This is a genomic window from Catenovulum sp. SX2, assembly GCF_052056295.1.
In the GTDB taxonomy this organism is placed as follows: Bacteria; Pseudomonadota; Gammaproteobacteria; order Enterobacterales; family Alteromonadaceae; genus Catenovulum.
Genome location: NZ_CP182493.1, coordinates 1,836,027 through 1,862,970 on the forward strand (window position 1 = coordinate 1,836,027; position 26,944 = coordinate 1,862,970).

Annotated in this window: 27 protein-coding genes; 12 read left to right on the forward strand and 15 right to left on the reverse strand. The window is 40.6% G+C overall.

What is annotated here, in order from left to right; all coding sequences use genetic code 11:
- The first annotated feature begins 2 nt into the window (after window positions 1–2).
- On the forward strand, window positions 3–806 hold the full coding sequence (locus tag ACMZOO_RS07700; protein WP_440906104.1) for a DUF2145 domain-containing protein: 804 nt from the start codon (window positions 3–5) through the stop codon (window positions 804–806).
- Here ACMZOO_RS07700 and ACMZOO_RS07705 read toward each other — a convergent pair.
- From ACMZOO_RS07705 to ACMZOO_RS07725, 5 genes are all read right to left on the reverse strand, one after another.
- Window positions 790–2,031 (reverse strand): glycoside hydrolase family 88/105 protein, encoded by a 1,242-nt coding sequence (locus ACMZOO_RS07705; protein ID WP_440906105.1) that lies wholly within the window; start codon window positions 2,029–2,031, stop codon window positions 790–792. The two genes, ACMZOO_RS07700 and ACMZOO_RS07705, sit on opposite strands and share 17 nt — an antisense overlap.
- Before the next feature lie 107 nt (window positions 2,032–2,138).
- On the reverse strand, window positions 2,139–3,023 hold the full coding sequence (locus tag ACMZOO_RS07710; protein WP_440906106.1) for a LysR substrate-binding domain-containing protein: 885 nt from the start codon (window positions 3,021–3,023) through the stop codon (window positions 2,139–2,141).
- Window positions 3,023–4,750: a HEAT repeat domain-containing protein gene (locus tag ACMZOO_RS07715; RefSeq protein ID WP_440906107.1), complete on the reverse strand. Its 1,728-nt coding sequence runs from the start codon at window positions 4,748–4,750 to the stop codon at window positions 3,023–3,025. Before ACMZOO_RS07715 ends, ACMZOO_RS07710 begins: the two co-directional genes overlap by 1 nt.
- A gap of 71 nt (window positions 4,751–4,821) precedes the next feature.
- Window positions 4,822–6,714, reverse strand: a complete 1,893-nt coding sequence (locus tag ACMZOO_RS07720; protein ID WP_440906108.1) for a hypothetical protein — start codon at window positions 6,712–6,714, stop codon at window positions 4,822–4,824.
- An 84-nt stretch (window positions 6,715–6,798) separates the two neighbouring features.
- Complete coding sequence (locus ACMZOO_RS07725) at window positions 6,799–8,247, reverse strand: S8 family serine peptidase (RefSeq protein ID WP_440906109.1); 1,449 nt, start codon at window positions 8,245–8,247, stop codon at window positions 6,799–6,801.
- 179 nt (window positions 8,248–8,426) lie between these two features.
- Between ACMZOO_RS07725 and ACMZOO_RS07730 the strand changes: the two genes are divergently transcribed.
- The 4 genes from ACMZOO_RS07730 (at window position 8,427) to ACMZOO_RS07745 (ending at window position 10,718) form a co-directional block, all read left to right on the forward strand.
- On the forward strand, window positions 8,427–8,921 hold the full coding sequence (locus tag ACMZOO_RS07730; RefSeq protein WP_440906110.1) for an RNA polymerase sigma factor: 495 nt from the start codon (window positions 8,427–8,429) through the stop codon (window positions 8,919–8,921).
- Window positions 8,918–9,691 (forward strand): anti-sigma factor family protein, encoded by a 774-nt coding sequence (locus ACMZOO_RS07735; RefSeq protein ID WP_440906111.1) that lies wholly within the window; start codon window positions 8,918–8,920, stop codon window positions 9,689–9,691. Before ACMZOO_RS07730 ends, ACMZOO_RS07735 begins: the two co-directional genes overlap by 4 nt.
- A gap of 191 nt (window positions 9,692–9,882) precedes the next feature.
- Complete coding sequence (locus tag ACMZOO_RS07740; protein WP_440906112.1) at window positions 9,883–10,416, forward strand: CC0125/CC1285 family lipoprotein; 534 nt, start codon at window positions 9,883–9,885, stop codon at window positions 10,414–10,416.
- Window positions 10,417–10,475: 59 nt separating this feature from the next.
- The gene (locus ACMZOO_RS07745) at window positions 10,476–10,718 is read left to right on the forward strand and encodes a Rho-binding antiterminator (RefSeq protein ID WP_440906113.1); all 243 of its coding nucleotides are present in this window, start codon (window positions 10,476–10,478) and stop codon (window positions 10,716–10,718) included.
- 43 nt (window positions 10,719–10,761) lie between these two features.
- On the opposite strand, the gene ACMZOO_RS07750 is transcribed toward ACMZOO_RS07745, so the two are convergent.
- Window positions 10,762–12,408: a GGDEF domain-containing protein gene (locus ACMZOO_RS07750; RefSeq protein ID WP_440906114.1), complete on the reverse strand. Its 1,647-nt coding sequence runs from the start codon at window positions 12,406–12,408 to the stop codon at window positions 10,762–10,764.
- Between the two features lie 42 nt (window positions 12,409–12,450).
- Window positions 12,451–13,323 carry a LysR family transcriptional regulator gene (locus ACMZOO_RS07755; RefSeq protein WP_440906115.1) on the reverse strand — a complete coding sequence of 291 codons (873 nt, stop codon included), beginning with the start codon at window positions 13,321–13,323 and terminating at the stop codon, window positions 12,451–12,453.
- Window positions 13,324–13,412: 89 nt separating this feature from the next.
- Between ACMZOO_RS07755 and ACMZOO_RS07760 the strand changes: the two genes are divergently transcribed.
- Genes ACMZOO_RS07760 through ACMZOO_RS07770 form a run of 3 tightly spaced genes read left to right on the forward strand, consistent with a single transcriptional unit; the run spans window position 13,413 to window position 14,624 of the window.
- Window positions 13,413–13,793, forward strand: a complete 381-nt coding sequence (locus tag ACMZOO_RS07760) for a nuclear transport factor 2 family protein (protein ID WP_440906116.1) — start codon at window positions 13,413–13,415, stop codon at window positions 13,791–13,793.
- Window positions 13,790–14,005 carry a tautomerase family protein gene (locus tag ACMZOO_RS07765; protein ID WP_440906117.1) on the forward strand — a complete coding sequence of 72 codons (216 nt, stop codon included), beginning with the start codon at window positions 13,790–13,792 and terminating at the stop codon, window positions 14,003–14,005. The genes ACMZOO_RS07760 and ACMZOO_RS07765 overlap by 4 nt, the downstream gene beginning before the upstream one ends.
- 1 nt (window position 14,006) lies before the next feature.
- Window positions 14,007–14,624: a glutathione S-transferase family protein gene (locus ACMZOO_RS07770; RefSeq protein WP_016956150.1), complete on the forward strand. Its 618-nt coding sequence runs from the start codon at window positions 14,007–14,009 to the stop codon at window positions 14,622–14,624.
- Window positions 14,625–14,693: 69 nt separating this feature from the next.
- On the opposite strand, the gene ACMZOO_RS07775 is transcribed toward ACMZOO_RS07770, so the two are convergent.
- The 3 genes from ACMZOO_RS07775 to ACMZOO_RS07785 form a co-directional block, all read right to left on the reverse strand.
- Complete coding sequence (locus ACMZOO_RS07775) at window positions 14,694–16,823, reverse strand: TonB-dependent receptor (protein ID WP_440906118.1); 2,130 nt, start codon at window positions 16,821–16,823, stop codon at window positions 14,694–14,696.
- A 75-nt stretch (window positions 16,824–16,898) separates the two neighbouring features.
- Window positions 16,899–17,978, reverse strand: a complete 1,080-nt coding sequence (locus ACMZOO_RS07780; protein WP_440906119.1) for a PepSY-associated TM helix domain-containing protein — start codon at window positions 17,976–17,978, stop codon at window positions 16,899–16,901.
- A gap of 80 nt (window positions 17,979–18,058) precedes the next feature.
- Entirely contained in the window at window positions 18,059–18,490 is a 432-nt protein-coding gene (locus tag ACMZOO_RS07785) for a VOC family protein (RefSeq protein ID WP_440906120.1), read from the reverse strand.
- Between the two features lie 155 nt (window positions 18,491–18,645).
- Here ACMZOO_RS07785 and ACMZOO_RS07790 point away from each other — a divergent pair, with 155 nt between their 5' ends.
- Genes ACMZOO_RS07790 through ACMZOO_RS07805 form a run of 4 tightly spaced genes read left to right on the forward strand, consistent with a single transcriptional unit; the run spans window position 18,646 to window position 20,623 of the window.
- Window positions 18,646–19,272 (forward strand): class I SAM-dependent methyltransferase, encoded by a 627-nt coding sequence (locus ACMZOO_RS07790; RefSeq protein WP_440906121.1) that lies wholly within the window; start codon window positions 18,646–18,648, stop codon window positions 19,270–19,272.
- 12 nt (window positions 19,273–19,284) lie between these two features.
- Window positions 19,285–19,764 carry a GNAT family N-acetyltransferase gene (locus ACMZOO_RS07795; RefSeq protein WP_440906122.1) on the forward strand — a complete coding sequence of 160 codons (480 nt, stop codon included), beginning with the start codon at window positions 19,285–19,287 and terminating at the stop codon, window positions 19,762–19,764.
- A gap of 37 nt (window positions 19,765–19,801) precedes the next feature.
- Window positions 19,802–20,143, forward strand: coding sequence for a ribonuclease E inhibitor RraB (locus ACMZOO_RS07800; RefSeq protein ID WP_016956144.1), 342 nt, complete (start codon window positions 19,802–19,804; stop codon window positions 20,141–20,143).
- A gap of 9 nt (window positions 20,144–20,152) precedes the next feature.
- Entirely contained in the window at window positions 20,153–20,623 is a 471-nt protein-coding gene (locus ACMZOO_RS07805) for a tRNA (cytidine(34)-2'-O)-methyltransferase (RefSeq protein ID WP_440906123.1), read from the forward strand.
- Between the two features lie 373 nt (window positions 20,624–20,996).
- On the opposite strand, the gene ACMZOO_RS07810 is transcribed toward ACMZOO_RS07805, so the two are convergent.
- From ACMZOO_RS07810 to glnA, 5 genes are all read right to left on the reverse strand, one after another.
- Window positions 20,997–21,971, reverse strand: coding sequence for an alpha/beta fold hydrolase (locus ACMZOO_RS07810; RefSeq protein WP_440906124.1), 975 nt, complete (start codon window positions 21,969–21,971; stop codon window positions 20,997–20,999).
- 82 nt (window positions 21,972–22,053) lie between these two features.
- Window positions 22,054–23,469: a nitrogen regulation protein NR(I) gene (gene glnG, locus ACMZOO_RS07815; protein ID WP_440906125.1), complete on the reverse strand. Its 1,416-nt coding sequence runs from the start codon at window positions 23,467–23,469 to the stop codon at window positions 22,054–22,056.
- Window positions 23,470–23,482: 13 nt separating this feature from the next.
- Window positions 23,483–24,532, reverse strand: coding sequence for a nitrogen regulation protein NR(II) (glnL, locus tag ACMZOO_RS07820; RefSeq protein ID WP_440906126.1), 1,050 nt, complete (start codon window positions 24,530–24,532; stop codon window positions 23,483–23,485).
- A gap of 92 nt (window positions 24,533–24,624) precedes the next feature.
- Window positions 24,625–25,164: a DUF4124 domain-containing protein gene (locus tag ACMZOO_RS07825; RefSeq protein WP_440906127.1), complete on the reverse strand. Its 540-nt coding sequence runs from the start codon at window positions 25,162–25,164 to the stop codon at window positions 24,625–24,627.
- A gap of 122 nt (window positions 25,165–25,286) precedes the next feature.
- A complete protein-coding gene (gene glnA / locus ACMZOO_RS07830) occupies window positions 25,287–26,693 on the reverse strand; it encodes a glutamate--ammonia ligase (RefSeq protein WP_440906128.1) in 1,407 nt (468 codons plus the stop codon).
- Between the last annotated feature and the right edge of the window lie 251 nt (window positions 26,694–26,944).

Genomic DNA, 26,944 nt, shown 5'->3' on the forward strand with positions numbered 1-26,944 from the left:
TTATGAAACAGTTTAAAAAATTACTTCGTCAGTTAGCTTTATTCACGACTATAGCTACCACCTTATTAATCAGTGGTTTTAGTTTTGCAGGCAGCACACAAACAGGTGAAGCTCAGTTTAAGCCTGAAGAAATCAGCGAGTTTGCAAAGTCCGTTGAAAAATACGCTGCGGCGAAAAATGCGCGTGCATTTATTATTGCTCGAGTTGGCCAACCACCGGAAGATTTGCCAAAAGGCATAGAGTTTACCCACACTGCCGTGGCGATTTATTCACAAATCACCTTGGAAGATGGCGAAGTTGCTTATGGGTATGCGATCCACAACCTTTATCAAAACGCAGATGACGCAGACAGCAGCCAATTAGTGGTTGATTACCCAACCGACTTTTTCTGGCAAGTGCATCAACTTAAAGCAGGCATTTTAATTCCAACACCAGAGTTACAACAAAAATTAATTGAGCTGGTTGCACGCAATGATCATGCAAAATTGCACAATCCCAAATACTCGTTAATTGCTAACCCGTTCAACTCAAAATATCAAAACTGTACAGAATTTACTTTGGACATGATTAACAGTGCGATTTACCAAACAACTGATGTAGCTGAGCTAAAAGCTGCCAGCCTAGCGCATTTTACTCCGCAGCCAGTGCAACACAGCCGCTTTAAATTATGGTTAGGCCGAGCATTTGTCGATGGTGTTCATTTAAGCGACCACAAAGGCAAAGCAAAAACAGCTACCTATGGCCGCATAAAAACATACTTAGAAGAAAACGCCTTGTTAGAGCATGCAATTAGCTACCAGCTGTAACAAAAGCCCTGTTATTTAACCCTTGATATTCAATCACAGATGCCGCCATTAATACGCCTACATAACCGTGTGAATATTGTTTTGTTTGGCTACGCGGCACTTCAATTGGTTTAACCGCTACATAAGCCGCGTAATCAAGTTTGCTACTCATACCAGGTGCAACCGAGGTAATTTGTGGGCCACCGTCACTATAAGTTTTGATATAATCTTGCATTGAAACCCAAGCTTTTTGCGCAATTAGTGCATATTCATCGGCTAACAATTGCAACTGCACACCTTTAGTTAACGCATAAACAATCATACCGCTGCCACTAATTTCAGGATAATTATCCGGCTGTTCTGCTTGGTCTAATACTTGATACCACAAGCCACTTTTTGGATGTTGGGCGTTTTTCAGCCCAAGAGCTAAGCGCTGAAATATATGCGCTACTTTGTTGTATTCAGGATGTGATTTAGGCAAGTACTCCAATATATCCACCAAAGCCATTGCAAACCAACCGGACGCGCGTGACCAATGTTGAGTCGCTTGACCGGTTATAGGATCTGCCCACTCACGTGTGCCTGTTGCATCCCATGCATGAAAAGCCAGATTAGTTCGGATATTAAAAGAGCGCTGTGCCAGTTTTAGTACCTGCTCAACCGATGCGTCCACCAATTCAGCTTGGTCAAACATAAGTCCATAACGCACTAAGAATGGGTCTTTCATATACAAACCGTCAACTGATGCAACATCTTGGTATTTAGCATTGTTTTTGTGCCAAAAAATGCCGTCTTGGGTTTTATTAAACTGAGACTTTTGTCCGTTCTTGCCAAGCAAATGGTCGCGCATTGTTGTTGCAGCTTTTTGGTATTTTTTATCACCTGTTTGTTGATACAAAAACAAACACAAGACTGCTGGGTGCATGCCATCTAATGTGGTTAATAAACCATTAATACTGCCGTCGGCATTAATATAGTCATCGGCATATTTTTGCACATAAGCTAAATAGTTCGGGTTGTTGGTTTGTAGATACACCTTAGCCATAGCATGCATGACTATGCTGTTGGAGTGATCCCAACCATGGTGAGTTAATACATCTATAGTTGGTTGATAACGCTGAATAATTGAATCAGACAACCATTCAGCAACTTTTTGTTGGGCGTGGGCAAACTGCAGCGCAGCGCCAATGAATAATAGACTAGCGATTAAAACTTGCTTGCGGTATTTGTGTAGACGATTTTCCATAATATTTTTGTTGTTTAATTTTTATATGAGGGGCATAGCTTAAATCAATCAACAAAAGGGTAAACAGGAAAATTACAAACACAACGTTTCCATTTTGGAAACCATCATTAAAAATCTTGCGACAACATAAAGTCGATAAAACACTGTGTTTTTTGCGCTATATGTTGCCTATGCGGGTAAATTAAATAAATGTCTAATACTTTGCTTTGGTAATCGCTCAAAAGCTCAATCAATTCACCTGACTGCAATTCAGCGGCAACCGACTGACGCGCGGCTAAGCCAATACCACCACCGGCTTTAATCATATTAACCACAGCTTGTGGATTGTTCGAGGCTAATACCCCATTCACCGCAACTGTGATATCACCACCATCTTTGCAGCCAAATAACCAGTTTGTATTGTCGTCTAAATGCTTGTCCAATACACATTGATGTTCAGCCAACTGTTGTGGGGTTATTGGCAAAGTTTTATCCGCTAGGTATTTAGCGGATGCACAAACAATCAGAGGCCATTTACACACAGGCCTAGCTATCATATTCGAATCACTGACTTTGCCACTTTTTATCCGAATATCTATGCCATCTTTTAGCATATCTACCGGCTGATTTTGCAAAATAAGTTCTAACTTTATTTGTGGGTATAACTGGCTAAATTTAGGTAGTAGTCGTGTCATTACATGTTCACCAAATGCAATGGGTGAACTAATGCGCAGCTTGCCACTTGGGGTATTTTGTTGAGTAACGACGCTATCGAGCATTTGTTCGTAATACTCAAGTAATTTGCGCGCATGCTGGTAGTAATTCGCGCCCGCATCGGTTAACGAAATTTTGCGCGAGTTGCGATTAAACAATCGTATATTATGTGCCGCTTCAATTTGGCTAACTTGTTTACTCACCAAACCTTTTGAAATACCAAGTTTGTCGGCCGCTATGGTAAAAGATGAATTTTCGACAACAGCAACTACAGTTCGAACCCCAGCTAAAGTATCCATTATTTATCCAAAGCAACTAGAGATTTAGCCGCCAACGCAAAGTTTTTACGCGATTTTTCTGATTTCATCATTTGTTTTAAATGTGTCGTCACTTGTTGTTTTTGTTGAGTTTGCTTAGCAAGTGCTTTAATGGCCGCGGCGCGGGTTTGTTCACTGCTACTATTGACCGCCAACTCACTGACTTTATCAATTTCTGCACTATTCATTGAAAAGTTGCCTAGCGCCGAAAACAGCGCTTTGTGCACTCTATCTGAGCTTTCGGCTTGTAACATGCCAGAAAGCAAATTATGTGCTTTTTCACCACCAATTTGCCCTAACGAAAACGCTGCATTAGCACGCACATGATCACTTTGTACTTGAGTGTATTTGGCTAATGTGTCTGTATGTTTTTCATTAGCTGTATTGCCTAAACTAGCCACCAGTGCCGCTTGTTTGCGGCTATTGGTTTCACCAGCAAGTTTATTGGTTAATGCAGTTTCTAATATTTGACTATGTTCATTATTTTGCCTGCGAGCAACTAAAGCGCCGAGCGTCATAATAGTTGCACCATGCATAGCTTCACTGCCAGCAAAATCTTGTTCACCTAGCAGCACAACTAATCTCTCAGTAATGTCTGCGGTTAAAGCTTTTTGACCTTGAGATAATGCGCGCAAAGCGCGGAATCTATTATTTTCTGAGAATAAATCCATTTCAATTATGCCGATTAATAACGCTTGGCTATTCACCGAGTCTAACAAGCCTAAAGCATTGAACAAACGCATATTCGCAGCGTCGGAAAATTTTTGCTCCATTATCAATTGGTGCAAACTGTCTAATACAGGATCAAACTGTAACAACCAGTTGGCTAAGTCAGCAGTATCGATTTGAGAAAGATCTAGATACTCTAACTGACTCAACATTTGTTTACGCAATTTAGCTAATTCATCCGTAGTCAGGTGTTTTTCTGGCTCAACTAATTTTGGCCATGTATTAATATCTGCAGTTAAAAAGAATAAATCTGCGTTGGTTAGTTTTTCTAATTTAAACAAACGATATGTTTGCTGAGTTTGCATCGACAACTGTTTATTTTTGCCGGTTGCTAACAAAGTTTCACTGCCCAAAATGCGTTCTACTAAACAGTCATCCGGCGTAATTTGATGTTTAGACTTAATCACCTCAAATTTTTCAATTGGCTGACTGACAGTACTGGCGTTGGCTAAGTTGATATAGGCCTGTTTGCGCTTAATCAAAACTGGCGCTTGCCAACTATACTCAGCCGTCAACTCACCTATAGTATCCACTTCTTGCACACTGAGCTGTTGTTGCGATTTTTTGTCGGTGAACTGCAAATAAAAAGCTAAACCTTTTAACCTGTCTTGCTGCTCTTTAGTTAAATTTTGTGAGAACTGAAATTGGTCTATTTGTCCCGAATGCGTGCGATGAAACTTAAACGGCAAAGATAAAATAGGCTCTTGTTGCAAAATTTGATTATCTAACTTTTGCTCAACCTCGGTTAACTGTAAGCCGAACCAACTACCAGTGTCACTTGCAGCAAATTGTTTTAATGCCATATTCGCGCGCAAAATATGATAACTACGATTGCTTTGCCCAAAGCTAAATTGGGTATGTGTTTTTATCTCTAACGAGTAACTTTGTTTACATTGCTGTGAAGCTGCTGAAGCGCCGAAACTACCAACAATTAGTAAACAACAGCCAACAACAGTACGACTAGCAGATAAAAACGACATGATATATTCCATTAGAGAGGCGTAGAACATGAGCTGACAAAAGCCAGCTCCAATAAAATATAGATTTAGCTCTAGATACTGATGCTACCTTCTTTGCTATATAGAGTCCAAGCTTTGTTAAACACACTTGGTGTTTGGTATAACCATAAATAATAGGTAGTGGTTTTTGAGCCACAAGGGTATGGTATGCCCCATTTTTTACACCACTTAATGCCTTTAACATCAGCGTATAAACCAAATTTACCACTGATAATGTCTATCTCATCTGTCAGGGCAAAAGCATATTCAATACGCGGATTAACTTGACCATCGTCCAATAAGGCTAAGTTCGCTTCACTGTCTAAATTCAACACATTATCCAACAAGGTAATTACAATAGTCACACCTGCCGAAGCTAAACCTAAGCTGACACCACCATTAGCAAAACCACCAAAGTTAGTGCTAAAAATATCACCACCCGCAGTTAATTTACTTGCGTAAGCTATGGTAAATTCAAAACCAACCGAACCGTCTAAACCCGCTTCAATCTTAATTGGAATTGGCCCAACGGTAAAAGTTGTACTGGCTAATACGCGTCTTTCTTCCCAAGATTTTTCAAAAGTTTTAGAGAACTGAGCTACATAGTTTTCATCTTCAAAGACTGTGGTATTGAAGATAATCATTTCTGATTCATAACCTGTATTTAAACCTGAGGTATAAGCTTGGCCATTAAAACTAATGCCAAAAATGGTGTTTTGTGCATTAAAAATCCACATATCTACTGAGCCACCGGCTTCGGCTACTGCACCTTGGCCGGTACCAACACCGAGTAAATCTAAAGTTAGACTACCGGCTAAATCAACCGCGACTTTAAACTTGCTCGCATCACCGTATCCCTTGTTATACGAACCATCAATAATGAGTTGATTGCCTGTATTGGTAAAACGTCGCGCTGTGCCTTCACTCGCTGTTTTTGCTGCAACTGTGTCGTTTTCAAAGAAAAACAGCGGTAAATCTAGCTGATAAACATTATTGCTATCATCGTGCTCAGGCAGGCTTGAATCGGTTAAGTCCTCTAAGGTAAATCTAAGTGATAAGGTATTATCTGCATCCGCTTGATAAACAGAATATAAATTCTGCAATTGTTCATCGGTTAAGGCTAAATCAAAACCAAAAAAGTGTTCATCACCATTGTAGGCAAAATCAATTTGTGTAGAAGTTTGGTAACTTGCTTGGGCGTTGTCCCACTGCGACACAACTTGATAACTGCCATTAATTAAAGCTTCAACCGTTAGTTTGGCAGATGCAGCTTCTGCACCATGGTAGATGGCGTCTATATGACCTATGATGTCTGCATGATGATCACCGACACCTTCATGGTGATCTGGCGAATCTAACACCACTAAATCACCATCCACTACAACTTGTTCAAACAGAAATTCGTGCTCTGGGTGAACTTCAATATCTAATTCATACGCGGGGAAATTGCCAACTAAATGGTCTTCATTATCAATATTTGGGTGATTATCGTCTTCGTTGTCTTCTTCAACTTCATTAAAAGGGTCAACTTGCGCGACTAACCAGTATTTACCGCTTTCTGTTACATCAGCCGGAATTTGTGCGTTTATTGAATAAGTGAAATGACCTTCACTTAACATATCGTGTGACAGGCTAGCTAAATGATGTGCCGCTTCAATTTCAACTTCGACAGCATCATCGTTCGAACCGTCAGATTCAGCATGTACTAGATAAAAGTCGACTAATACATCAACATCTTCTAAATCATCTACCACTAATGTGTAATCAAAATGCAGTTGGTCACTGGCTGTGTAAATTTGATCTGTTGCGATATTTATTTCGGTAATGGTTAGATTGGGTCTGTCATTACTAATTTCTATCTCAACTTGGTTACAAGCAGACAGAATCAAGGCGGATAAACCCACAAGCAAGTTGTGAGCGTACAATTTAAAGCGGTTGAGTTTCATGGTGATATCCCTAATTTTTTGCGGCTATTATCTATGAAATTAGCCGAACCTAAATGATTATAGGCGAAAGTTGCCAAACCGCTCTCAATTTATCCAGCCATAACCAAAAATTACATCCTTACCTGGCTCACCTAAATCAATTGCTTGGTTGCGCAGCATTAATTTGGCTTCTAAACCCAAAGTGGGTTTGTTATTAATTAAACAGGCTATATGTGCTGCCACAATTGGTGCAGCGAACGAAGTACCACTTTGGCGAATAACTTGTTGTTTATCGGCCAGTACCGGCATATCTACCCCCAGTGCAGCATAATCAACTTGTTGACCACGCACTGCCCAGCGATATATTTTTTGATTGGCTTGCACTGCGGTTACGCCGATAACCTCTGGGTAAGCAGCAGGATATAAAGGTGCTGACGCTGGTCCGGCATTACCAACCGCAGCAACTATCACCACAGGTTTAGCCGCTACTTTTTTAATTGCCCGTAGCAATAACGCATTATCCGGCCCAGTTAGGCTCATATTAATCACACGCACATCTTGCTCAGCCAACCAATTTAACCCACGAATTAAACTTAACATGGTCGCGCCTTGGCTGCCGTCCGGCCTTTGATAAAACACAGATGCATTGACCACCTGCGCATTTGGCAACTGTGCATACGCATAATCTTGGCTCAACCAAATACCCGCCACACCTGTGCCATGTGCCATTGCTGGGGTTAAACCTGCTTCAAGAAAATCTTGTTGGGTTATTTGATTCACTGGTAATTGTGGGTGATTCAGCTCGATTGCTGAATCTAATATGCCTAATTTTAACGGCTGCTTACAGACTAGTTTATTGGGTGAGTGCTTAGCTTTAGCGGTCGATGGATTATCCTCAGCTTGCAACTGGTAGATAAAATTACGCTCTAGGGTCAGCTGCTGTATAACATCGACAGGCATATTAAGTAATTGTGCTAAAAATGCCTGCTGCTCGGCAAGACTTGCATCATTGTGCAATTGTTTAGTTGCCGCTGGTGTAGTACGCAAGCGGATAATTTGCATATCGAGCGCAGCTAAATGTTCAATCGAAAACTGCTCTATGGCGGTTAGCTTGTCTGCCTGTTGCAGCTGTTGTTGCCATTTAACTTGTACTTGCTCAGTATCAAGCTGAATCAACCATTCGTTTGCCACTGCCAATTGCTGCGGTGGGTATACAGCTTCATCAAAAACCTTTCTGCCTCGTGCATCAACAATAGTAAAAGTTTGCTGAAGATTATTGCTAATACCTGCCAATAAAATATTTTCTGATTCAGCGGCGAGTTCAATAGGGTCGAGCAAAGGTTGAATTTTATCTTGCAGCTGTGTAGGCAATTCAACCAGTTTGTCTGCATTTTCATCAGCTTGCTGTAACACCTGCTCTAGCCGCTGCTCAGCAGTTTCTGTGCTTTGTTCAACAACATCTGTTACTTGCTCCAACACATCTGCGGCTGCCGATTGAGTGGTCAAACTCAGTATAAGCAGTACTACAGTATTTAACCGAAAAAATTTAACCATTTCACACTCTCGTTGATGACAAGCCTTCTATTATTAAACTAACGTTTAAAAGGCGCTATTTATTCCCATATATTTACCTCGCAAAAAATAAAACTAAAAAAATTTAATTTTTTCGGAATAAATTTTTCGCTGACACGTTATCTAAGTAACAGTTTAACAAAAACGAGGCATAAGCCAGTATGCAACAACAGATTATTAGAATTGTGCCACAACTTAGGCGATTTGCATTTGCTCTAACAGGCAACCATGCCGACGCCGACGATTTGTTGCAAAACACCATTGAAAAGTTATTGCGCCAAGCCCCTGAAGGTGACGAGCAAGATTTAACTAAATGGGCGTTTAGAGTATGCAAAAACTTATGGATTGATGAATATCGCTCGCGCAAAGTACGCAGCCAAGCGACGACTCAACCTGAGTTAACAGACAATCAAACAGTGGATGGCGAACACGCCATTCAGAGCGAAATTGCATTGAATCAAGTAAATCTGGCGATGGATAAATTACCGGACGATCAGCGCAGTTTAATTGCATTAATTGCGCTTGAAGGCAAATCGTACAAAGAAGCCGCTGCAGCATTAGATTTACCAATTGGCACAGTGATGAGCCGTTTAGCCCGCGCCCGCAGCGCATTAGCTGAATATTTAAAAGTGACTCCACAGGAGGCAAACGCATGAAGATCACAGATGAAAAACTTTCAGCCTTTTTAGATGCTGAACTAGCTGAAAATGAAATGGCGGAAATTCGTCAGCAAATAGCCGACGACGAACAAATTGCCATGCGTTTAGCCGAACTGAGTATGGTGGATGAACAAATTAGAGCCACCTATAGCCAAATTGATGAGCAACCATTGCCACAAGGGTTAAATGATTTATTGGCACAGCCAAGTGCTGCAAGCCAAACTGAGTCGAATGTAGTTGAAATGGCTAGCTGGAAAAAACCTGTTAAGCAGTTGAGTCAGTTTTTATCTGAACATGCTGCACAAGCTGCCAGTGTTGCGTTAGTTGCGGGTGTGATGTTAGGCGTATTTAGCCAAACTCAAACGTCATTACCAACGGCAACTGATAATTGGCAACAACAAGCGGCGGTTTTAGAAAACAGCCTATCGGGTAATGCTTTTAGTTTGGATGACGGCAGCACACTGACGCCTGAGTTAACTTTTATTAACTACAGTCAACAAGTTTGCCGCCAATATAAAGTTTCATCCTCTGCTGGTGATATTAGTAAACATATAGCCTGTAAGGGTGGTGATAACTGGCAGAAAGTTGCGAGTTTTTACCCTGAAACAGCGAATAATGAATATCAAACTGCTTCGGGTACAGCATCATCAAACAACGTAAATGCCGAGCAGTTAATGCAACAAAGTATTGATGCGATGATCAGCAGCGACTTTTTAATGCCGCAGCAGGAGCAATCGCTTAAACAAAATCAATGGCAAGTGAAGTAACCCATTCCCGAGTGGAGAATAGGTCTTCATATGTCGATAAATGTATAGGAGCAATAATTTAGAGCAAAATTTCTTTTTCATGGATGAAAAAGCGAAGCGTACAAGGATGTATTCACAGCGGTTTTGCGAAAATTATGCTCCTGTACATGTAGACAGCATAACTTGATGTTTATATTAAAGAGGTACATATTATGAACAGCTTAAACAAACTAGTATTAACTTTAATCAGTGTTATTTTAATTTCGGCGTGTGCCAGCCAACCGGCATATCGTCCGGCAAAAGATAATGGCTTTGGCTATAAAGAAGTCAAACTAACCGAAGACAAATACCGCGTGCATTTTAAACACCGCAGCGACGACAGAGCTCAGGCGATGAACTTTGCGTTATTACGCGCAGCTGAGCTAACTAAACTAAACGATTATGACTGGTTTGTCGTAACCAACCGCGAAACCATTATCGACAAAGAAAGAGTAGGTCCTCAAAGTGGAGTGTCGGTCGGCCATAGCCATGGTGTACATAGAGATTGTGGTTTATTTGGTTGCCGCACCAGCAGTTCTCCCCGCACCAGTGTTGGTTTAAATTTGAGTTTTGGTGATAGAGACAAAAGTGAAATTGAAAGCATACTCGAAATTAAATTAGGCAAAGGCGAGTTACCAGATAACGACCAAGCTTATTTAGCCAGCGAGTTATACAATAACTTAATGCCGTTAACCAAAGACGAATAAAACCAGTTAATCTGCCAAGATAACCCGCCAAGTGCGGGTTATGTTTTTTGAGAAAAGCCATGATAAGTTGCAGCGACTACGACTATATAGAAATAGTCTGTTTATTTAACTACCCAATCCAACTCACGCTAAAAAACGGTAACACCATCACTGCCATAGCGCTAGATACCGCCCGCAATGACGCCCGTGAAGAATGCATAAAAATAAATATTAGAGGCAAAGACACGTTAGTTATCTTGGACTCGATAGCTAAGTTACGCATAACAGTTGATAACCCACATTTTGTTGAGGTGGTGTTTTAAACTCACTGGATATTTGGGCAACAAACAAAATTAAAAACCAACTCTAAACATCACCACCCGCTTGCGCTTTATGTTGTGATTTCAATTGATACATACGGCTGTCGGCAATAGATAAACAATGCGATGCAGATTTACCTTCGTCGCTAGTCGCTATGCCATAACTAACTCCAGATAACGGCCAGCGCTGTTTTACTTGAGCATTTAAATCAGCCAGTATTTGTTCAATCTTTATGGTTAAATTCGTTAGGTTATTTGCTGGCGCCACTTCGCATAACCAAATAAATTCATCACCTCCGGTGCGAAATACTAAGCCTAAATTGCCGATTTGTTGCTGCATTAAGCTAGCGACATTAATTAAAAATTTATCGCCTTGGGCATGGCCTAGCTGGTCGTTTAATTCTTTGATACTGTCGCAATCGATAAACACCACCAAATATTGATTTTGTAATTCTGCTAGCTTTTCATTTAATAATAAACGATTACCCACCCCAGTTAACGCGTCGAACCTAGACTCATGCATAACATGGTTAAACTCTTGCTGTTTTAACCTCAGCCATTCGGATAAAGACAATAAAATACACACACAATCGACCGACAATGCCAACATTACAACCAGCTCAGGTGAAGGGCCGTCAAAGGCACTGAAATGCGATAACATGTAGTAAACCAATGACAAGCTATACAGCAGGTTACCGGTGAAAAAATACTTTGCTCTAAAGTCTTGCAAGCTAAGCATTTTATAGCCAATAAATAAACTCACCCACACCCAAATACTTGCAAGTAAATGCGATAAATAAAACACCCAAGTAAAAGGTAACAATAGCATCACTACACCCAACAAGAATGCGGCATTGGCGTAATAAACTAATAGTCGGTTTTTTAGCTGTTTAAAGCGATCAAAATTAAATAAGTAATAAGCAAAATAACTAGCACAACCAATAGCAAAGGGAAATAAGTACATACCCGCATAACTAGTATTAATCGGTGACATAGGATAAATAATTTGCCCAAGGCCAGCCGCAGCAGCCCAGCCTAATCCATGTAAACCAAGGTAACCGAAACAAAAAGCCGCGACTTGATAACGCGTTTTTACAAACAAAATCAGCGCCATTATTGCCAACATCAACATAACGGTAATGGTGACGATAGACAGCGAGTTAACAACAAACGAGCTAGCAATAAACTGGCTTTCTGACACAACAGATATATGCACTGGTGTTGGATAATGTTTAGCCTGTAGATAAATCCACAATGTACCTGTGGTCGCTTTTTCTAACCTGAGTTTAAATGCTTGCCCATGCATCAAGATCACAGACTGTGCTTGCTGAAACTGCGAGAAATCGGCAACCTGTTGAATATTGCCCGACTCGTCTTGCCAATAAGCTTGGCCTTGGTCTACAAAATTTGCCACCGGCATTACATACCAAGTACCCGCGTGTTTTACCTGTATTGGTACTTTCGCCAAAACCGCACCCTTTTGCCCCAATAAGGATGTGGTAGTCGCGGATGATTGTGGGAATTGTTTAATGAGAGTTGGAACATCAACTAGCTCATCTGCTTGCAACAAGTACCATAATGATTGGTCTTGTAGCGTCAATTTATTCTCTGTTAACAAATTAGCTTTAACTGGCATAGTTGCGAATAAACAACTGAATAACAGTAAGATAAATTTTAGGAAAATGCTCTGCATATACTATTTATTCTCTTGAATTCAATATGAGTATAGGCCAACTCATTTAAGCTGTGACCACTCACCGGCAAACAGTGCAATATTTTGTTCTAATACCTGCTGCAAATACTTACGACATACTTGAATTCTCGCGGTATGACGTAAATCAACATGGTTTAAAATCCATATGCCCCAGTTAGATCTTGGTAACGGGTTTGGCAAACGTTCAATATCATTATTGTGCATTACATCCGGCATAAAACACGGCATTCTCGCAAGCCCAAAACCAGCAGCAACCGCAGTATACATTGACTGCAAATCATCTACCTGCATCACCACCTCAGGTGCGGGCAATTGCGCAGCCCAATGTGGAATGCCTTTATCACGCTGCCAAACAATTAACGGTGTGCGCTCTTGTATATTTAAGTCTTTATGTTTATAAAAAGCGTGTTGCATAGTGGTGACGCAAGTGCCAATTAAATACTCAGGTGGGGTTTCGGTAAAACGCACGGCTAAATCAGCCTCGCGATTTGCCATATTGCGCAAGCCTTTTGACACCTGCAAATTCAATCGAATATCTGGGTAATTAAGCGTGAATTGGCGTAAAGGTTTTGCCAATACATGGTCAAATAATTCATGTGGCATGGTTAAGTTAATTTCACCGGCTAAACGTGCATCTTGCCCAAGTAAGATACGCGATGCAGCAACATTGGCTTGCTGCATTTTTTCGGCTAATTCAAATACAGAAGCGCCCGCTTCAGTCATTTGATAACCCATTTGTGTGCGCTCTAATAACTTGACCCCATGCGCAGCTTCTAACGCTTGTATACGCCTAGATACAGTTGAGTGATTAACACCTAATTTGGCAGCCGCTTGCGAAAAACCGCCGCTTTCAACCACATGTAAAAAGTATCTAAAGTCATCCCAACTGTGCATATTTGCAAACCCGTTGTGCATTTTCTGTGAATTTATCAACAAAGCACCGCTATGTACACTGCAAAACAAATGACTACGGGAGTTAAACAATGGATGAAACTCAACAGACGATTAAACAAGTATTGCAGCAATATTTTGATGCTTTGTACCACAGTGATGTCAGCTTGTTGAAACAGGTGTTTCACCCACAGGCAAAGTACATTACAGCTAGCTCAGGCGAGTTGGTTAATTTATCCATGCCAGACTATTTTGCCATAGTAGAACAACGCATTTCCCCTGCAAGTAAACAACAAATACGTACAGATCAAATTTTACAGCTAGATGTTATTAGCGACTGCACAGCGTTAGCCAAAGTTAAATGCAGTATTCCACCCAAACACTTTGTCGATTTGCTCAGCTTAATCAAGCTTGATGGACGTTGGCAAATTATCAGCAAAGTATTCCACTACCAAATAGATAAGGAGTCATGATGCCAATTGTCACCATTCAAGTCACAGACGAAGGCGTAAGCAAAGCTCAAAAAGCCGAACTGATTAAACGTTCAACTGAAATGCTCAGCCTAGTTTTAGATAAAGATCCACAAACCACCTTTGTTGTCATTGAAGAAGTTAACTTAGACAACTGGGGCGTCGCTGGTTTACCCGTTATGCAATTTAGACAACAACACCTTTTGGAGAAATAACATGTACACCTTATACACTATGCCCGGCACTTGCTCGACCGCCATTCATATTTTGCTCAATCAGTTAGAGCAACCCGTTGAGATTATCCCTTTTGACCAAGTGGATAATTACCAACAAATAGCCCCCACCAAACAAGTACCTGCACTGCAAGACGGTGATAAAATTTTAACTGAAGGCGCAGCTATTGTTTTGTATTTATTAGAAAAACACGGCGTCGCTTTGGACACTATAAGCAACAAACAGCAATTCCACTATTGGCTAATGTTTTGTTATGCCACGCTTCATCCTGCATACAGTAAGCTATTTGCAACTATGACTAAAATGCCAGATTCACAAGCAAGAAATGACTTTTATCAAAATATGGCTGAACGTATTTCCGAGTTATGGCAAATAGTTGATAAGCAGCTTGCGAACAATGCCTATTTAGTTGGCGATAAACTTTCAGTCATGGATTATTTAATTGCGATATATGCGAGTTGGGGCAATGTATTCCCGCAGCTAACAATTAAGTTAGGCGATAATGTGATTAAACATGTGGAAAAAATAGCTCAATTACCTGAATTTAAGTTGGCGTACGAGCGCGAAGGCGCAACTCACGCAATACCGGCTAATTCATAAAAATCACCAAAAACACAAAAAGTCGCCTAAGCGACTTTTTGTAGTTTAAGCTAACAGAGCTTACTTTAATTAAAAGTTATATTGCACACCTAAGTTAACCGTTGTGCCTAACCCTTTAACATTGTAGCCACCATAAGTGTATGACTGCGCTCGTGCTGAGAAGTAGTCTTTGTTAAACAAATTCTCTACACCCATAAAGGCTGATAAGTTATTGCTAACTTGATATTGAGTTGATAGATGGGTTACTTGATAGCTTTCTACCGGACGTTGATCAACCGTGTAGTTGCCGTCGGTGTTTGCAGCAAATCTATCTCTATCACCCACATATAAATGGTTCAAAGTGACAGATAAAGCATCAGTTGGACGCCAGTTTAAACTCAAAGTACCTTTTGGTGGTGAAATCGCTTGGCTACCTAAATACACATCCGCTTCGGTATTTTTACCTTCTACATAACTATAAGTTGCGACCAACTGCAAAGTTTCATGTAGCTGCGCATCCACCAAAGCTTCGTAACCCCAAATGCGTTGTGGTGCACGTACCGGCATATAAATACCCGTTTTTTCATCATAACTATTGGTTGTACCCAATTCAGAAGTACTGCGGTAAGCCGCAACTTCAAATCTTAAAGCTGAATTAATGTTTGAAGTAAAACCAACTTCATAGTTATCGATAATTGAAGCTTCGGTGCGGATATCTGCGATGTCAGTTACAGTTGCGCTGCGTAACAAACGGCCGATATCAGAAATATCTGCACCTTGTGAATAACTAAAGAAAGGTTGGAAATAAGGTGTGTATTTAACCTTCACACCCGCATTGTAGGTTGTTGCGTTATATTTTAGCGTATCACCTTTTACTTCAAATTCTTCAGAACAAGCATTACGACATAACACTAGGGTTTTATAATCATCTACAGCTAAATCAATGTTGTCTTGGCGCACACCGAGTTTAAAGATAATAGCATCGTCCACTACCCATTTAGATTGAACAAAACCAGCTAGGTTTTTCATATCCATTTCAGGCACCCAAATACGGCCGTCAACAAGTGGTTGTGAAGTCACGTCTCTTAATGCATCCACACCATAAATTAATGTTACGTCAGCAAAAGCTAAATCAAACATAGAATTGAAGGTTGCGCGCGCACCAGTTTTGTCTGATTTGATTACCGACTGGCCACCATCATAACCTTCAGCAGGGTTGGCTAATGAGGTTGAGAAGAAAAAGACGTTTTCAATATTTTGTTTATAAAAATCAACTGTTAGTTGGGTATTTTGAAAAACGTTGTTGTCGGTATATTTTAAAGTGAAGTTAGTATTCCCTTCTGGCCCTTGAGGTTTACCACGTTTTTGCAACTCTTTTGGTACATGGATAGCGTAGGTTTTTTCACCTTGATTTATGTCACCAACCACATCACCTAAATCAGTTTTTTGCTGTGAACTATAAAAGTTGTAGCTCATCTGCAAGGATTTATCTTGGTCAAATTGATAAGCTAAACGGGTAAAATAGTTTTGTGTAACAGAATCTGACATACCATATTGAAGGCCAAGAATGTCACCTTCTGCATCTCGCTGTACGCCATTTTCTTCGTAGCTTGCTGTAACTAAATAACTGAATTTATCTAATGTACCGTGCAAAGCACCTTCAATACGGCCACCGGCACTTTCTTCTAGTTTAACCGCGCTAAAACGGCTTGATAAACTTACCTGTCCGGCAACTTGTTCTTTGCTGGCCTTTTTAGTGATGTAGTTGATGATACCGCCAGCTGCACCATTACCAAATATTGAAGTTGCACCTTTAATAATTTCGATGCGTTCAATTGCACTTGGATCAAGTGTTTTCACCCCCAAAGAACCGTTACGCAGTGGGGTTGATTGTGGTACACCGTCAATCATCACTAATGGTTTACGTCCACGTAATGTTTGGCCAGTATTGCTTGAGCTGCCTGTATCAGGTGCCATACCTGGCACATACATAGACAATAAACTCTGTATTTCTGGTGATACTTTTAAGTGTTGTTGAATTTTTTCTGAGCTGATTACTGTGATTGAAGCCGGAACTTCATCAATGCTTTCGATTACACGACTTCCTGTCACTATGATGTTTTCCATACTGTCTTGTTCGTCATTAGCCCAAGCTAAGTTTGGTAAACTAACAGCTGTGGCAACAGCTAAACTAACAAGTGAAAGTGGTGTATTTTTCATATATGCGCTCCTGTAAAAAGTGCGCGCAGTCTAGGGTAAATGACCACAATTATCAAATGATAATTATTCTTATTTTTAAAACCACTTTCTTTTTAAATAAATGTAACCACCTGTTAACACAAACAATAATGGCGACAAGCCTAATACAAACCACAAAAACTGTACCAGTGATCCGGCAAAATTACCTATATGGAATGGATAACGGAAATTCCATACTTGGGTTGTAGTATTAGCGATACTAGCATCTTGCGTTTGTAAAACTTCGCCAGTGAACTGATCAAACCAAATATAGCTATACGGATGGAACTCACCCGGATTTTTCACCCGTAACATCACTACTTGCTCGTCTGGTTTAGCAAAATAGATGCGTTGTAATTGAGCATTTGGCATAACCTGCATTGCCTGCTGTAACATCTCTTGCCAGTTTGGCTGAGTATTAGATTCAGTTGAAGTTACCTGCGGGTTAGGAAAACGCCCTTCTATTTGCCCCCAAGTGACAAATTCAACCACGGCACTGGTTTGTTTCGACCAGTTAAAAGTTAAGCCACTAAAAGCAATTAACACCAGAGGGATAGTTAAATACACACCAATCACAGAATGTAATTGATAATAAAATATGCGTTTGTTTTTATGCGCTTTAATACGCAAACGTTTTAACCTTTTAGCCGGTTTAGCCCATAAATAAAAACCAACTAAACACAGCAGAATGAACAGAAGTACTGAGGTAGACACCCAGTTGCGTAATGGGTAAACATCAACTTGCTGCCATAACAACCATCTATGCAGATACAAAGTAAAACCGTACAAGGTATCTGTGTAATCATAAATAAGCACAACCTCACCCGAATACGGATTAAGATTGAAGTACTTACCGTCTAAATAGCGCCCTTGCCAAACTTTATTTTCATCCTGCTCTATGCTCAAAAAACTAACAGGTTGGGCATGCGCTTGTTGAGCTTTTTCCAATAGCTGATTGTAATCAATCTGCTGACCAGTCTGCGCGGGTTTAACCGACCAATATTGAGGATTCCACCAAGCCTGAATGTCTTTGGCATAAACTAATAATGCACCTGTTATAGACAAGATAACTAAGAAGATGCAAACACTTAAGGCTAGAACTAAATGAATTTGACGGAAAAAATTTTTATTTACCACAACAACAGCCAACTTGGGAAAAGTCGGCTTTATAGCAAATAATAATGATTATCACTAGTTTTTAAGAGAATTAGCCTAGATTAATTGTCACTTTCAGGCTCACAGCCCACCATCCAAGACACGCCGAATTTATCGGTTAATGAGCCAAACAGCGGCGACCAAAACGTCGGAGTTAATGGCATTTGTACCTCGCCCCCTTGTGCTAAACCATCAAACATTTTATGCGCTTGCTCTTGGCTATAACAGCTGATAGACAGTGAAACTCCACCAAATTGATTTTGCACATCAACACCGTCTGACATCATTACAATTGAATCGCCTACTTTGATACTCGCGTGCATAATCTTGTTGTCAAAATCATCAGGCAACATAGCCTCAGGCATTGGCTCTGGGCTTTCATTAAAACGCATTAACAGTTGCAGCTCTGCGTCTAGTGCTTCAATATAAAATTCGATGGCCTCTTCACATCGGCCCGCAAAAAATAAATAAGGTTGAACTTGTACGTTTGCCATAATTTTTCCTGTGTGTGCAGCTTTGCTCTTCATTGGTTTAACTCTAGCTCAAGCTTTTATTTCTTGCTAATCCAACAATTTTTTTGTACTGATTTTTACGCAAATTTTATTTAAAGTAGCAGCCCTAGTTCAGGCATTTTAAAAGGAATTAAACAGTGCAATCACAAGCTAAATTTTGGGACAAGATAGCCAATAGATATGCAAAACGGCCGATTGCTGACCTTGCAAGTTATCAGCACAAATGCGCTGTCACACAAAGTTATTTTACTTTAGACATGCAAGTGCTAGAGATAGGTTGCGGTTCAGGCACAACAGCCCTTGAACATGCCCCCTTTGTTGGCAACTACTTAGCAATAGATATAGCACAAAATATGCTAGATATTGCCAATGAAAAACTAGCTCAGCGTGAGGATTTACCACATTTAACTTTTGCCCAAGGCAGTTTAGAAAACTACCAGCAGCAAAAGTTTGATGCCATTTTAGCGCTGAATGTTTTGCACATATTGCCTAATGCAGAAGCGACTGTGCAGTTGGCCTCGACCATGCTCAAGCCCGGTGGATTATTTATTACCTCAACCACTTGTTTAAAAGGTCATATAAACTGTTTTAAGTTTCTTGCGCCAATCGGGCAATTTTTCAATTTAATGCCTAACGTCAACATGTTTAGTTTTGCCGAGTTAGAAAAAATGCATCTAAATGCCGGTTTTGAACTTGAATACATTTGGCAATCACCCAATAACACAACCAATTATTTTTTAGTTGCGCGTAAACTCACTAATTAAACTTGAATATTTATGATAAAAATAATCCAGACCGACTTATCCCAAACAACTCACCAGCAAGCATTAATTACAGCGTTAAATAGTTATGCGCTTGATCCTATGGGTGGTGCCGCGCCTCTATCCGATTATGCGCAGCAAAACTTAGTTAATAAGCTTAAGCAGCGCTCTGATTACTTAGGCTGGCTTGTTTTTGATGATGACAAAGTAATTGGTTTACTTAACGCATTTGAAGGCTTTTCGACTTTTTATGCTAAACCTTTGCTTAACATTCATGATATTGCGATTGATAAAAATTACCGCGGCCAAGGTTTAAGTAAACAATTACTCAAGGCGGCTGAAAAACACTGTCGAGAGCAAGATTATTGCAAACTAACTTTAGAGGTTTTACGCGAAAATGGCATTGCCAAAAACCTATATGAAAGTTTTGGTTTTCAGCCTTACCAATTAACTGTTGAAGGTGGTGCTGCAGAGTTTTGGCAAAAGATGCTGTAGCAGATATAATGCGACAAAATTTATTGTGAGTTTACCCATGTTTGACCTCCCAGAAGAAGACGAAACTAGCCAAATTTTGGCAGAAATGGCCGCTGAAGGTATAGACCTAACTCAGCCGATGCAAATTGATTTTTTTGCTGCGTTTGAATTTAAAGAACAAGCGGATAAAGCTTTGCCGCAAGTACAAAAACTAGCAGTTAAAAATGTAAGTTTTGCTCAAGTTAAAGTTCAAAAACCAGAAGCTGGCGGCGGGGTTGAATTAGTTGCATCAGTAACCTTAGTGCCAAATGCAGAAACTTTGGATGAATGGGATGAGGCTTTTACCGACTGTGTTGAAAAGCTCAAAGGCTATTCAGACGGCTGGGGCATAGCGCTTTAAGGTTTAATTATGTTACATATCGCTTTATTTGAACCACAAATCGCCCCAAACACGGGTAACATAATCCGCCTTGCTGCTAACAATGGTTTTAAACTACATTTAATTGAGCCACTTGGTTTTTCGCTAGATGAAAAACAAGTGCGCCGCGCCGGTTTGGATTATCACGACATTGCCAATTTAACCATTCATAAAAACTACGCTGATTTTGTTAAAGCTGTTGCAGGTAGCCGCATTATTGCCTGTACCACACGCGGTACTCGCAGCCACACTGATATTCAATATCAAGCTGGGGATGTATTGTTATTTGGTGCTGAAACACATGGATTATCAGAAGATGTCCACCAACAAATACCTGCTGAGCATAAAATCCGTATTCCTATGGTGAAAACGGATAATAACAGAAGCTTAAATTTGTCGAACTCAGTTGCAATCATCAGTTATGAAGCATGGCGACAACTTGATTTTCTAGGTGGAGAGTAGTTTTTAGATACTTCGGGTATTCCCGCCTTTCTAGCTCGATTACAAGGTCACTGCGAGTTTGGAGGAAACAGGCTGGAAATCCCGAATAACTCACCAAACGCTGCAAGTCATCCCTGAGCGCTCTCGAATTGCATCCATACAATTCAAGGTTGGTTCGCTTATTCGCAATTCCCATCCTCTACCAAACTCATTTATCGCTGCAAACACAACAGCAACAACATTGCCAGATTGAAGTCTGCTTGAACGCTAATTTTCTAAAACTTCAAAAGATAGGGATATCTTTTGTGAGCGGCCAGGGACTGGCGAAAAGCGTTTTTAGAAAATTATGCTTCAAGCGGGCTTAGTTGCACCCAATTAGAAGCACCTAAAACTATCACCCCTGCAAAAAATGCCGAATCTGGGTAATAACCTCAGAGCGAATATCATCCGATTCCATCAAAATCTCATGCCGAGCATTTTTAACCAAACGCTTAATTGCATTTTTATCAAACTCGCTGGCATATTCATGCCACTTGTCTTGTGCGGTTAAACTGACCACCACATCCTTTTCAGCTTGCAGCAACAAAACATCACAATTTAAAAAACGGCTTTGCGACGGTAAACGGTTAATCAAACGCAAAGCCTCTTTGAGCCAAGTAGTAGTTACACCACCCAACTTGTACTGAGCTTGAATATCCTGCCCATATTCAAAGCGCACTTTACTGCCGGTTAACACATTCTCTGCAAAATCAGGCCTATGATAAGGTACTTGCCCAAAAAAGTAGCCAGGTTCACTTCTAAATATACGATTAAGGCAGTCGACTACACTGGCTATGTAAAACGCCGTCTTTTGTGGTAACAACCCAGCATTAATGCCTAACATGGGTGCACATAACACAAGTTTCTTAATTTTAGGTTGATATAGGTGTAGCCAGTTGAGCGCTATTGCGCTGCCCATAGAATGCGCGACCACACAATTGGGTAAGTTATTGTCTAGAAAACGAGTGTAAGCGAGCGCTTTTTCCAGATCTTCCGCGTAATGATTAAAATGAGCAACAAAACCTTTTTCACTGTCTTTGAGTAATCTTTGAGATTGGCCCTGCCCTCTGTGGTCAATAACAAAAACGTTCGCTTGCGTATTAAACAAGTCGTAAATAACTTCTTGGTACTTTAAATAAGTTTCAACCCGACCGGGCAAAAGAATAATATTACGCTTTGCTTCAGGATGAAGGAAAGTAGCACAACTCTGAGTTAAACCATCCATAGTGGTTAACTCAATAGCTTGATGGTAACGCTGCCAAAATGGGGTAATTTCTTGGGCAATAAAACCTTGCCAGTTAACTTCTCGCTCGGTAAGGCCAATCGACATAGTTAGCTTCCATAAACGTTATTAAACTGCATTTATGAAAGGCTAACTTATCGTAACAGAATGTCAATTCGGGATTTTTAACCTAAATGTTTAATTCTTTCATTTTGCGCGTGATTGTATTTCGACCCCAGCCTAAACGACGGGCGGCTTCTTGTTTATGCCCCATAGTGTGGTGCAATGCGCGCTTAAGCATTATGGTTTCAAATGTAGCTAATGCATCGTCTAAAATATCATTTTTACCAGAGGATAATTGCTCATCAACCCAGCGGGTTAATAATGTTTGCCAATCACCAGCAACTTCAGTTACCGCTGCTGCGGTTGGCTCTGGTGCATCTAATAATTCTGGCGGTAAATCGGCAATTAATACCTCTTGGCCACTCGCCATAACTGTCAACCAGCGGCAAGTATTCTCTAACTGTCTAACATTACCAGGCCAATCTAAATGACTAATATATTCAGCAGCTTCAGGTGATAAACGTTTTTCTTCGACACTCATCTCTTTTGCGGCTTGTTTTAAAAACTGCGCAGCTAAACGAGGAATATCTTCTTTACGCTCACGTAACGGCGGTAAATGAATGCGAATAACGTTTAAACGATGGAATAAATCTTCACGGAATTTACCTTCGGCAACTAACTTTTCTAAATTTTGATGGGTTGCAGCAATAATACGTACATCGGCACTTAAAGGTTGACGACCACCCACTCGATAAAATTGACCGTCAGCTAAAACACGTAATAAACGCGTTTGCACTTGCAGTGGCATATCACCAATTTCATCTAAAAAGAGTGTGCCGCCATTTGCTTGTTCAAAACGACCTTCCCGTACCGCATTCGCACCCGTAAACGCGCCTTTTTCATGGCCAAATAATTCAGATTCGATTAAATCGTTTGGAATAGCCGCCATGTTCAACGCGATAAATGTGTTATCTCGGCGCGGACTGTGTTTGTGCAAAGCACGTGCAACCAGTTCTTTACCCGTACCAGACTGACCGTTAATCAACACACTAATGCTAGAACGTGATAAACGACCAATTGCGCGGAAAACTTCCTGCATAGCAGGTGCTTCACCTATGATATCGGTCGAGATTTGTTCTTCTTTTGGACGACTACGTTTTTTACGACTGTTCTCTTTAACATGGGTTAATGCACGCTGGGTTAAACTGACAGCATCGTCTATATCAAACGGTTTTGGTAAATATTCAAATGCACCACTTTGATAAGCATTAACCGCGGAGTCTAAGTCTGAATGCGCAGTCATGATAATGACTGGAATTTCCGCATCTTGTTGATGAATTTGTTCTAATAACTCCATGCCATCCATTTCTGGCATACGGATATCAGAAATAACCACGTCTGGACTTTCGTTTTTCAGCGCGTCTAACAACTCAAGTGGCGATTCAAACGATGTATTACTGATATCAGCTGCATCTAGGGCTTTTTGCATTACCCAGCGAATTGAGCTGTCATCATCAACAATCCAGACTTTAGTCGCGTTCATAACCTATTCTTTCCTATAACTCTATCGGTAAATATACGGTAAATTCGGTGTGGCCCGGCCAGCTTTCACAATGAATACGGCCACGGTGTTGATTAATCAAAGTTTGCGCTATTGATAAACCTAAACCTGTACCATCTGATTTAGTGGTAATCATTGGATAAAATAACGTATCACGAATATGCTCGGGTATACCTGGGCCATTGTCGATAATCTTGATAATCGCCGCCAACTTATGCCTTTGACCATGAATGGTTTCTTTGCTGGCGATCCTAGTTTGGAACGTTATTTTGCCTTGGCCTTGGCTTTGTAATGCTTGATACGCATTACGCACAATGTTTAATAAGGCCTGATGAATTTGCTCTTCATCAACCACAAATTCAGGAATACTTGGGTCGTAATCACGATAAAACTTTACTACATCAGAATCGGATTCGAGTTCTATCAACTGACGAATTTGTTCTAAAATTTTATGAATATTGGTTTGGCTACGTTTAGGTAAACGGTTTGGCCCAAGTAATCTGTCGACTAAATTTCGCAGTCGATCAGACTGATCCATGATAATTTGCGTGCACTCTTTCAGATCATTGTCATCCAACATTTTGTCTAATAATTGTGCAGCACCACGGATACCACCAAGCGGATTTTTAATTTCGTGGGCTAAACCCCGAATTAAATCGCGCGATGCTAACATTTGTGATTGAACAAAACTTTCTTGGCTGACTCGTTTTATTTGATCAATTGGATGAACTTCAATTAATAAATGAGTGTCTTTTTTTGACTTCACTGGGGTAAATGACATTTCGGCCATAGCATGATTTTCATCTATGGTAACTAATGACACCTCAGTATCAGTAAAACCTTGGTTGGTGGGGATAGCTTGCTGTACACGCTCTAAATCGAACGAGCTATAACGGAATAGCTGATCAAACGACAATTCTTTTAATCGACGCGCGCTTAGTTTAAAAAAGCTTTCGGCAGCCGGATTGGCATAGAGTATTTTTAACTCCACATCAGTTACTAAAATGCTGCTATTAATGTTATTAAGGATTAGCTCGCTAAACACTTTTGCCTCGTTGCATACAGCCCAACGCACCAATTTAAAACAGTGCACCAAAATGTAACACCAAGGCGAATAATTACCAATTAGAATTTTAACTAATTAGGCTTAATAACAGATGCCCGGTGCATATAAAAAGTTCTGGGTTTGGACGATGCAATAACCTTGCCGTTTACATCAAGCAATTCAACTTTTAATTGATGCTCACCGCGATAAACATCTTTAAGCATAAATACTGAACGATTTTGCGGCTGGATAACAGCTTCACCATTGAGTAAAACTCGTACCTGATGTTCGGCTTGATAAGTAGGAGATACTTGCACTGCGACGTACACTGAGCCAGTGTTGTCACGTATGGTTGCTTGGTCAATAGGTTGAACTAAACGGACTTGATAAGTTTCTGCTTGCTGCTGTTTGTCCGCTGTATTCGTCTGCCTAGTTGGCGTAACACTAGGTATAGATTCAATTTTACTTTTTGGGGATATTTCTTCGGCATCTGGGTGGGGTGTATCAGAGAATACCAACACGCCTTCTGCGTTGCGGTATACATAAACTTTGGCAGCAATGGCGTCCAATGCAAATAACAAAGTTAAACAAGTAATACAAATACGGCTATAGGTGCCGACTAATTTAACCACTGTGTAATTAATCCCTTTACTAACAACGAGTCCGTTACTCTACTCTGACTAGTTGCATTTATCCATAAAAAAAGTCCGCCAAGGCGGACTTTTTTAACATTTTCAAAACAAAATTTTGAAAATTATACGCTGTAGTACAATTCGAACTCAACAGGAACTGGAGTGATACGTACTTTGTTAGCTTCTTCAGTTTTCAACTCGATGTAAGCGTCGATCATCTCGTCGCTCATTACGCCACCAGCTGTTAAGAAAGCACGGTCAGCATCTAAACATGCTAATGCTTCTTCTAAAGATGAAGCAACTTTAGGAATTGCAGCGTCTTCTTCAGGTGGTAAGTTGTACAAGTCTTTATCCATTGACGGACCTGGATCGATCTTGTTGATGATACCGTCAAGGCCAGCCATTAACATAGCTGTGAAACCTAAGTAAGGGTTTTGCGTTGGATCAGGGAAACGACACTCGATACGACGTGCACGATCAGAAGTTACGTATGGAATACGGATAGAAGCTGAACGGTTACGTGCAGAGTAAGCTAACATTACTGGCGCTTCGAAGTGTGGTACTAAACGCTTGTAAGAGTTAGTTGATGCATTTGTGAACGCATTGATTGCTTTAGCATGCTTGATGATACCACCGATGTACCATAAAGCTTCTTGAGATAAACCAGCGTACTTGTCACCAGCGAATACGTTTTTGCCACCTTTAGAGATAGATTGGTGAACGTGCATACCAGAACCGTTGTCACCAACGATTGGCTTAGGCATGAAAGTAGCTGTTTTGCCGTAAGCGTGAGCAACGTTATGGATAACGTATTTTTTAACTTGAACTTCATCAGCTTTTTCAACTAAAGAGTTGAATTTAGTAGCGATTTCGTTTTGACCAGCTGTAGCAACTTCATGGTGATGCGCTTCAACAGTTTGACCCATTTCTTCAAGGATTAAACACATTGCTGCACGGATGTCAGAAGCTGAATCGACTGGAGGAACTGGGAAGTAACCACCTTTAACACCAGGACGGTGACCAGTGTTACCACCTTCGTAATCTTTACCTGAGTTCCATGCTGCTTCTTCTGCGTCTACGCTGTAGAAACCGCCACCCATTGATTGAGAGTATTTAACGTCATCAAACAAGAAGAACTCTGGCTCTGGACCGAAGTAAGCGTCGTCACCGATACCAGTAGATTTTAAGTATTCCATTGCACGCTTAGCGATTGAACGAGGATCGCGATCGTAACCTTGCATAGTAGCAGGCTCGATGATGTCACAACGAATGTTTAATTGAGCTTCTTCTGCAAATGGGTCTAAAATAGCAGTTGATGCGTCAGGCATTAAAATCATGTCAGATTCGTTGATGCCTTTCCAACCAGCGATTGAAGAACCGTCGAACATTTTACCTTCAACGAAGAAATCAGCAGTTACCTGGTGAGCAGGGATAGAAACGTGCTGTTCTTTACCTTTAGTATCAGTGAAACGTAAGTCAACGAACTTGATTTCACCTTCTTTTAACATATCTAGAATTTCTGCAGACATTGCAATCCTCCGGAAAATTATAATTTTAACAGCGCACAAAAACGCGTTGCCGATAACTAGCAATAATTGTACCACCTCATAGGCAGACAATTTTACTAGCCTTCAGGCTTGGTAATAATGCGTGACCAAACCAGCGCGCACCAAAAAGATGCATAAAAAGCACCAAAAAAGCGCAACCCCTTTATGTGCCTAAAGTGCGCTAACTTCGCTGCCATAAAATACAGTATTGTAAGAATTAATAGAATAGCTTT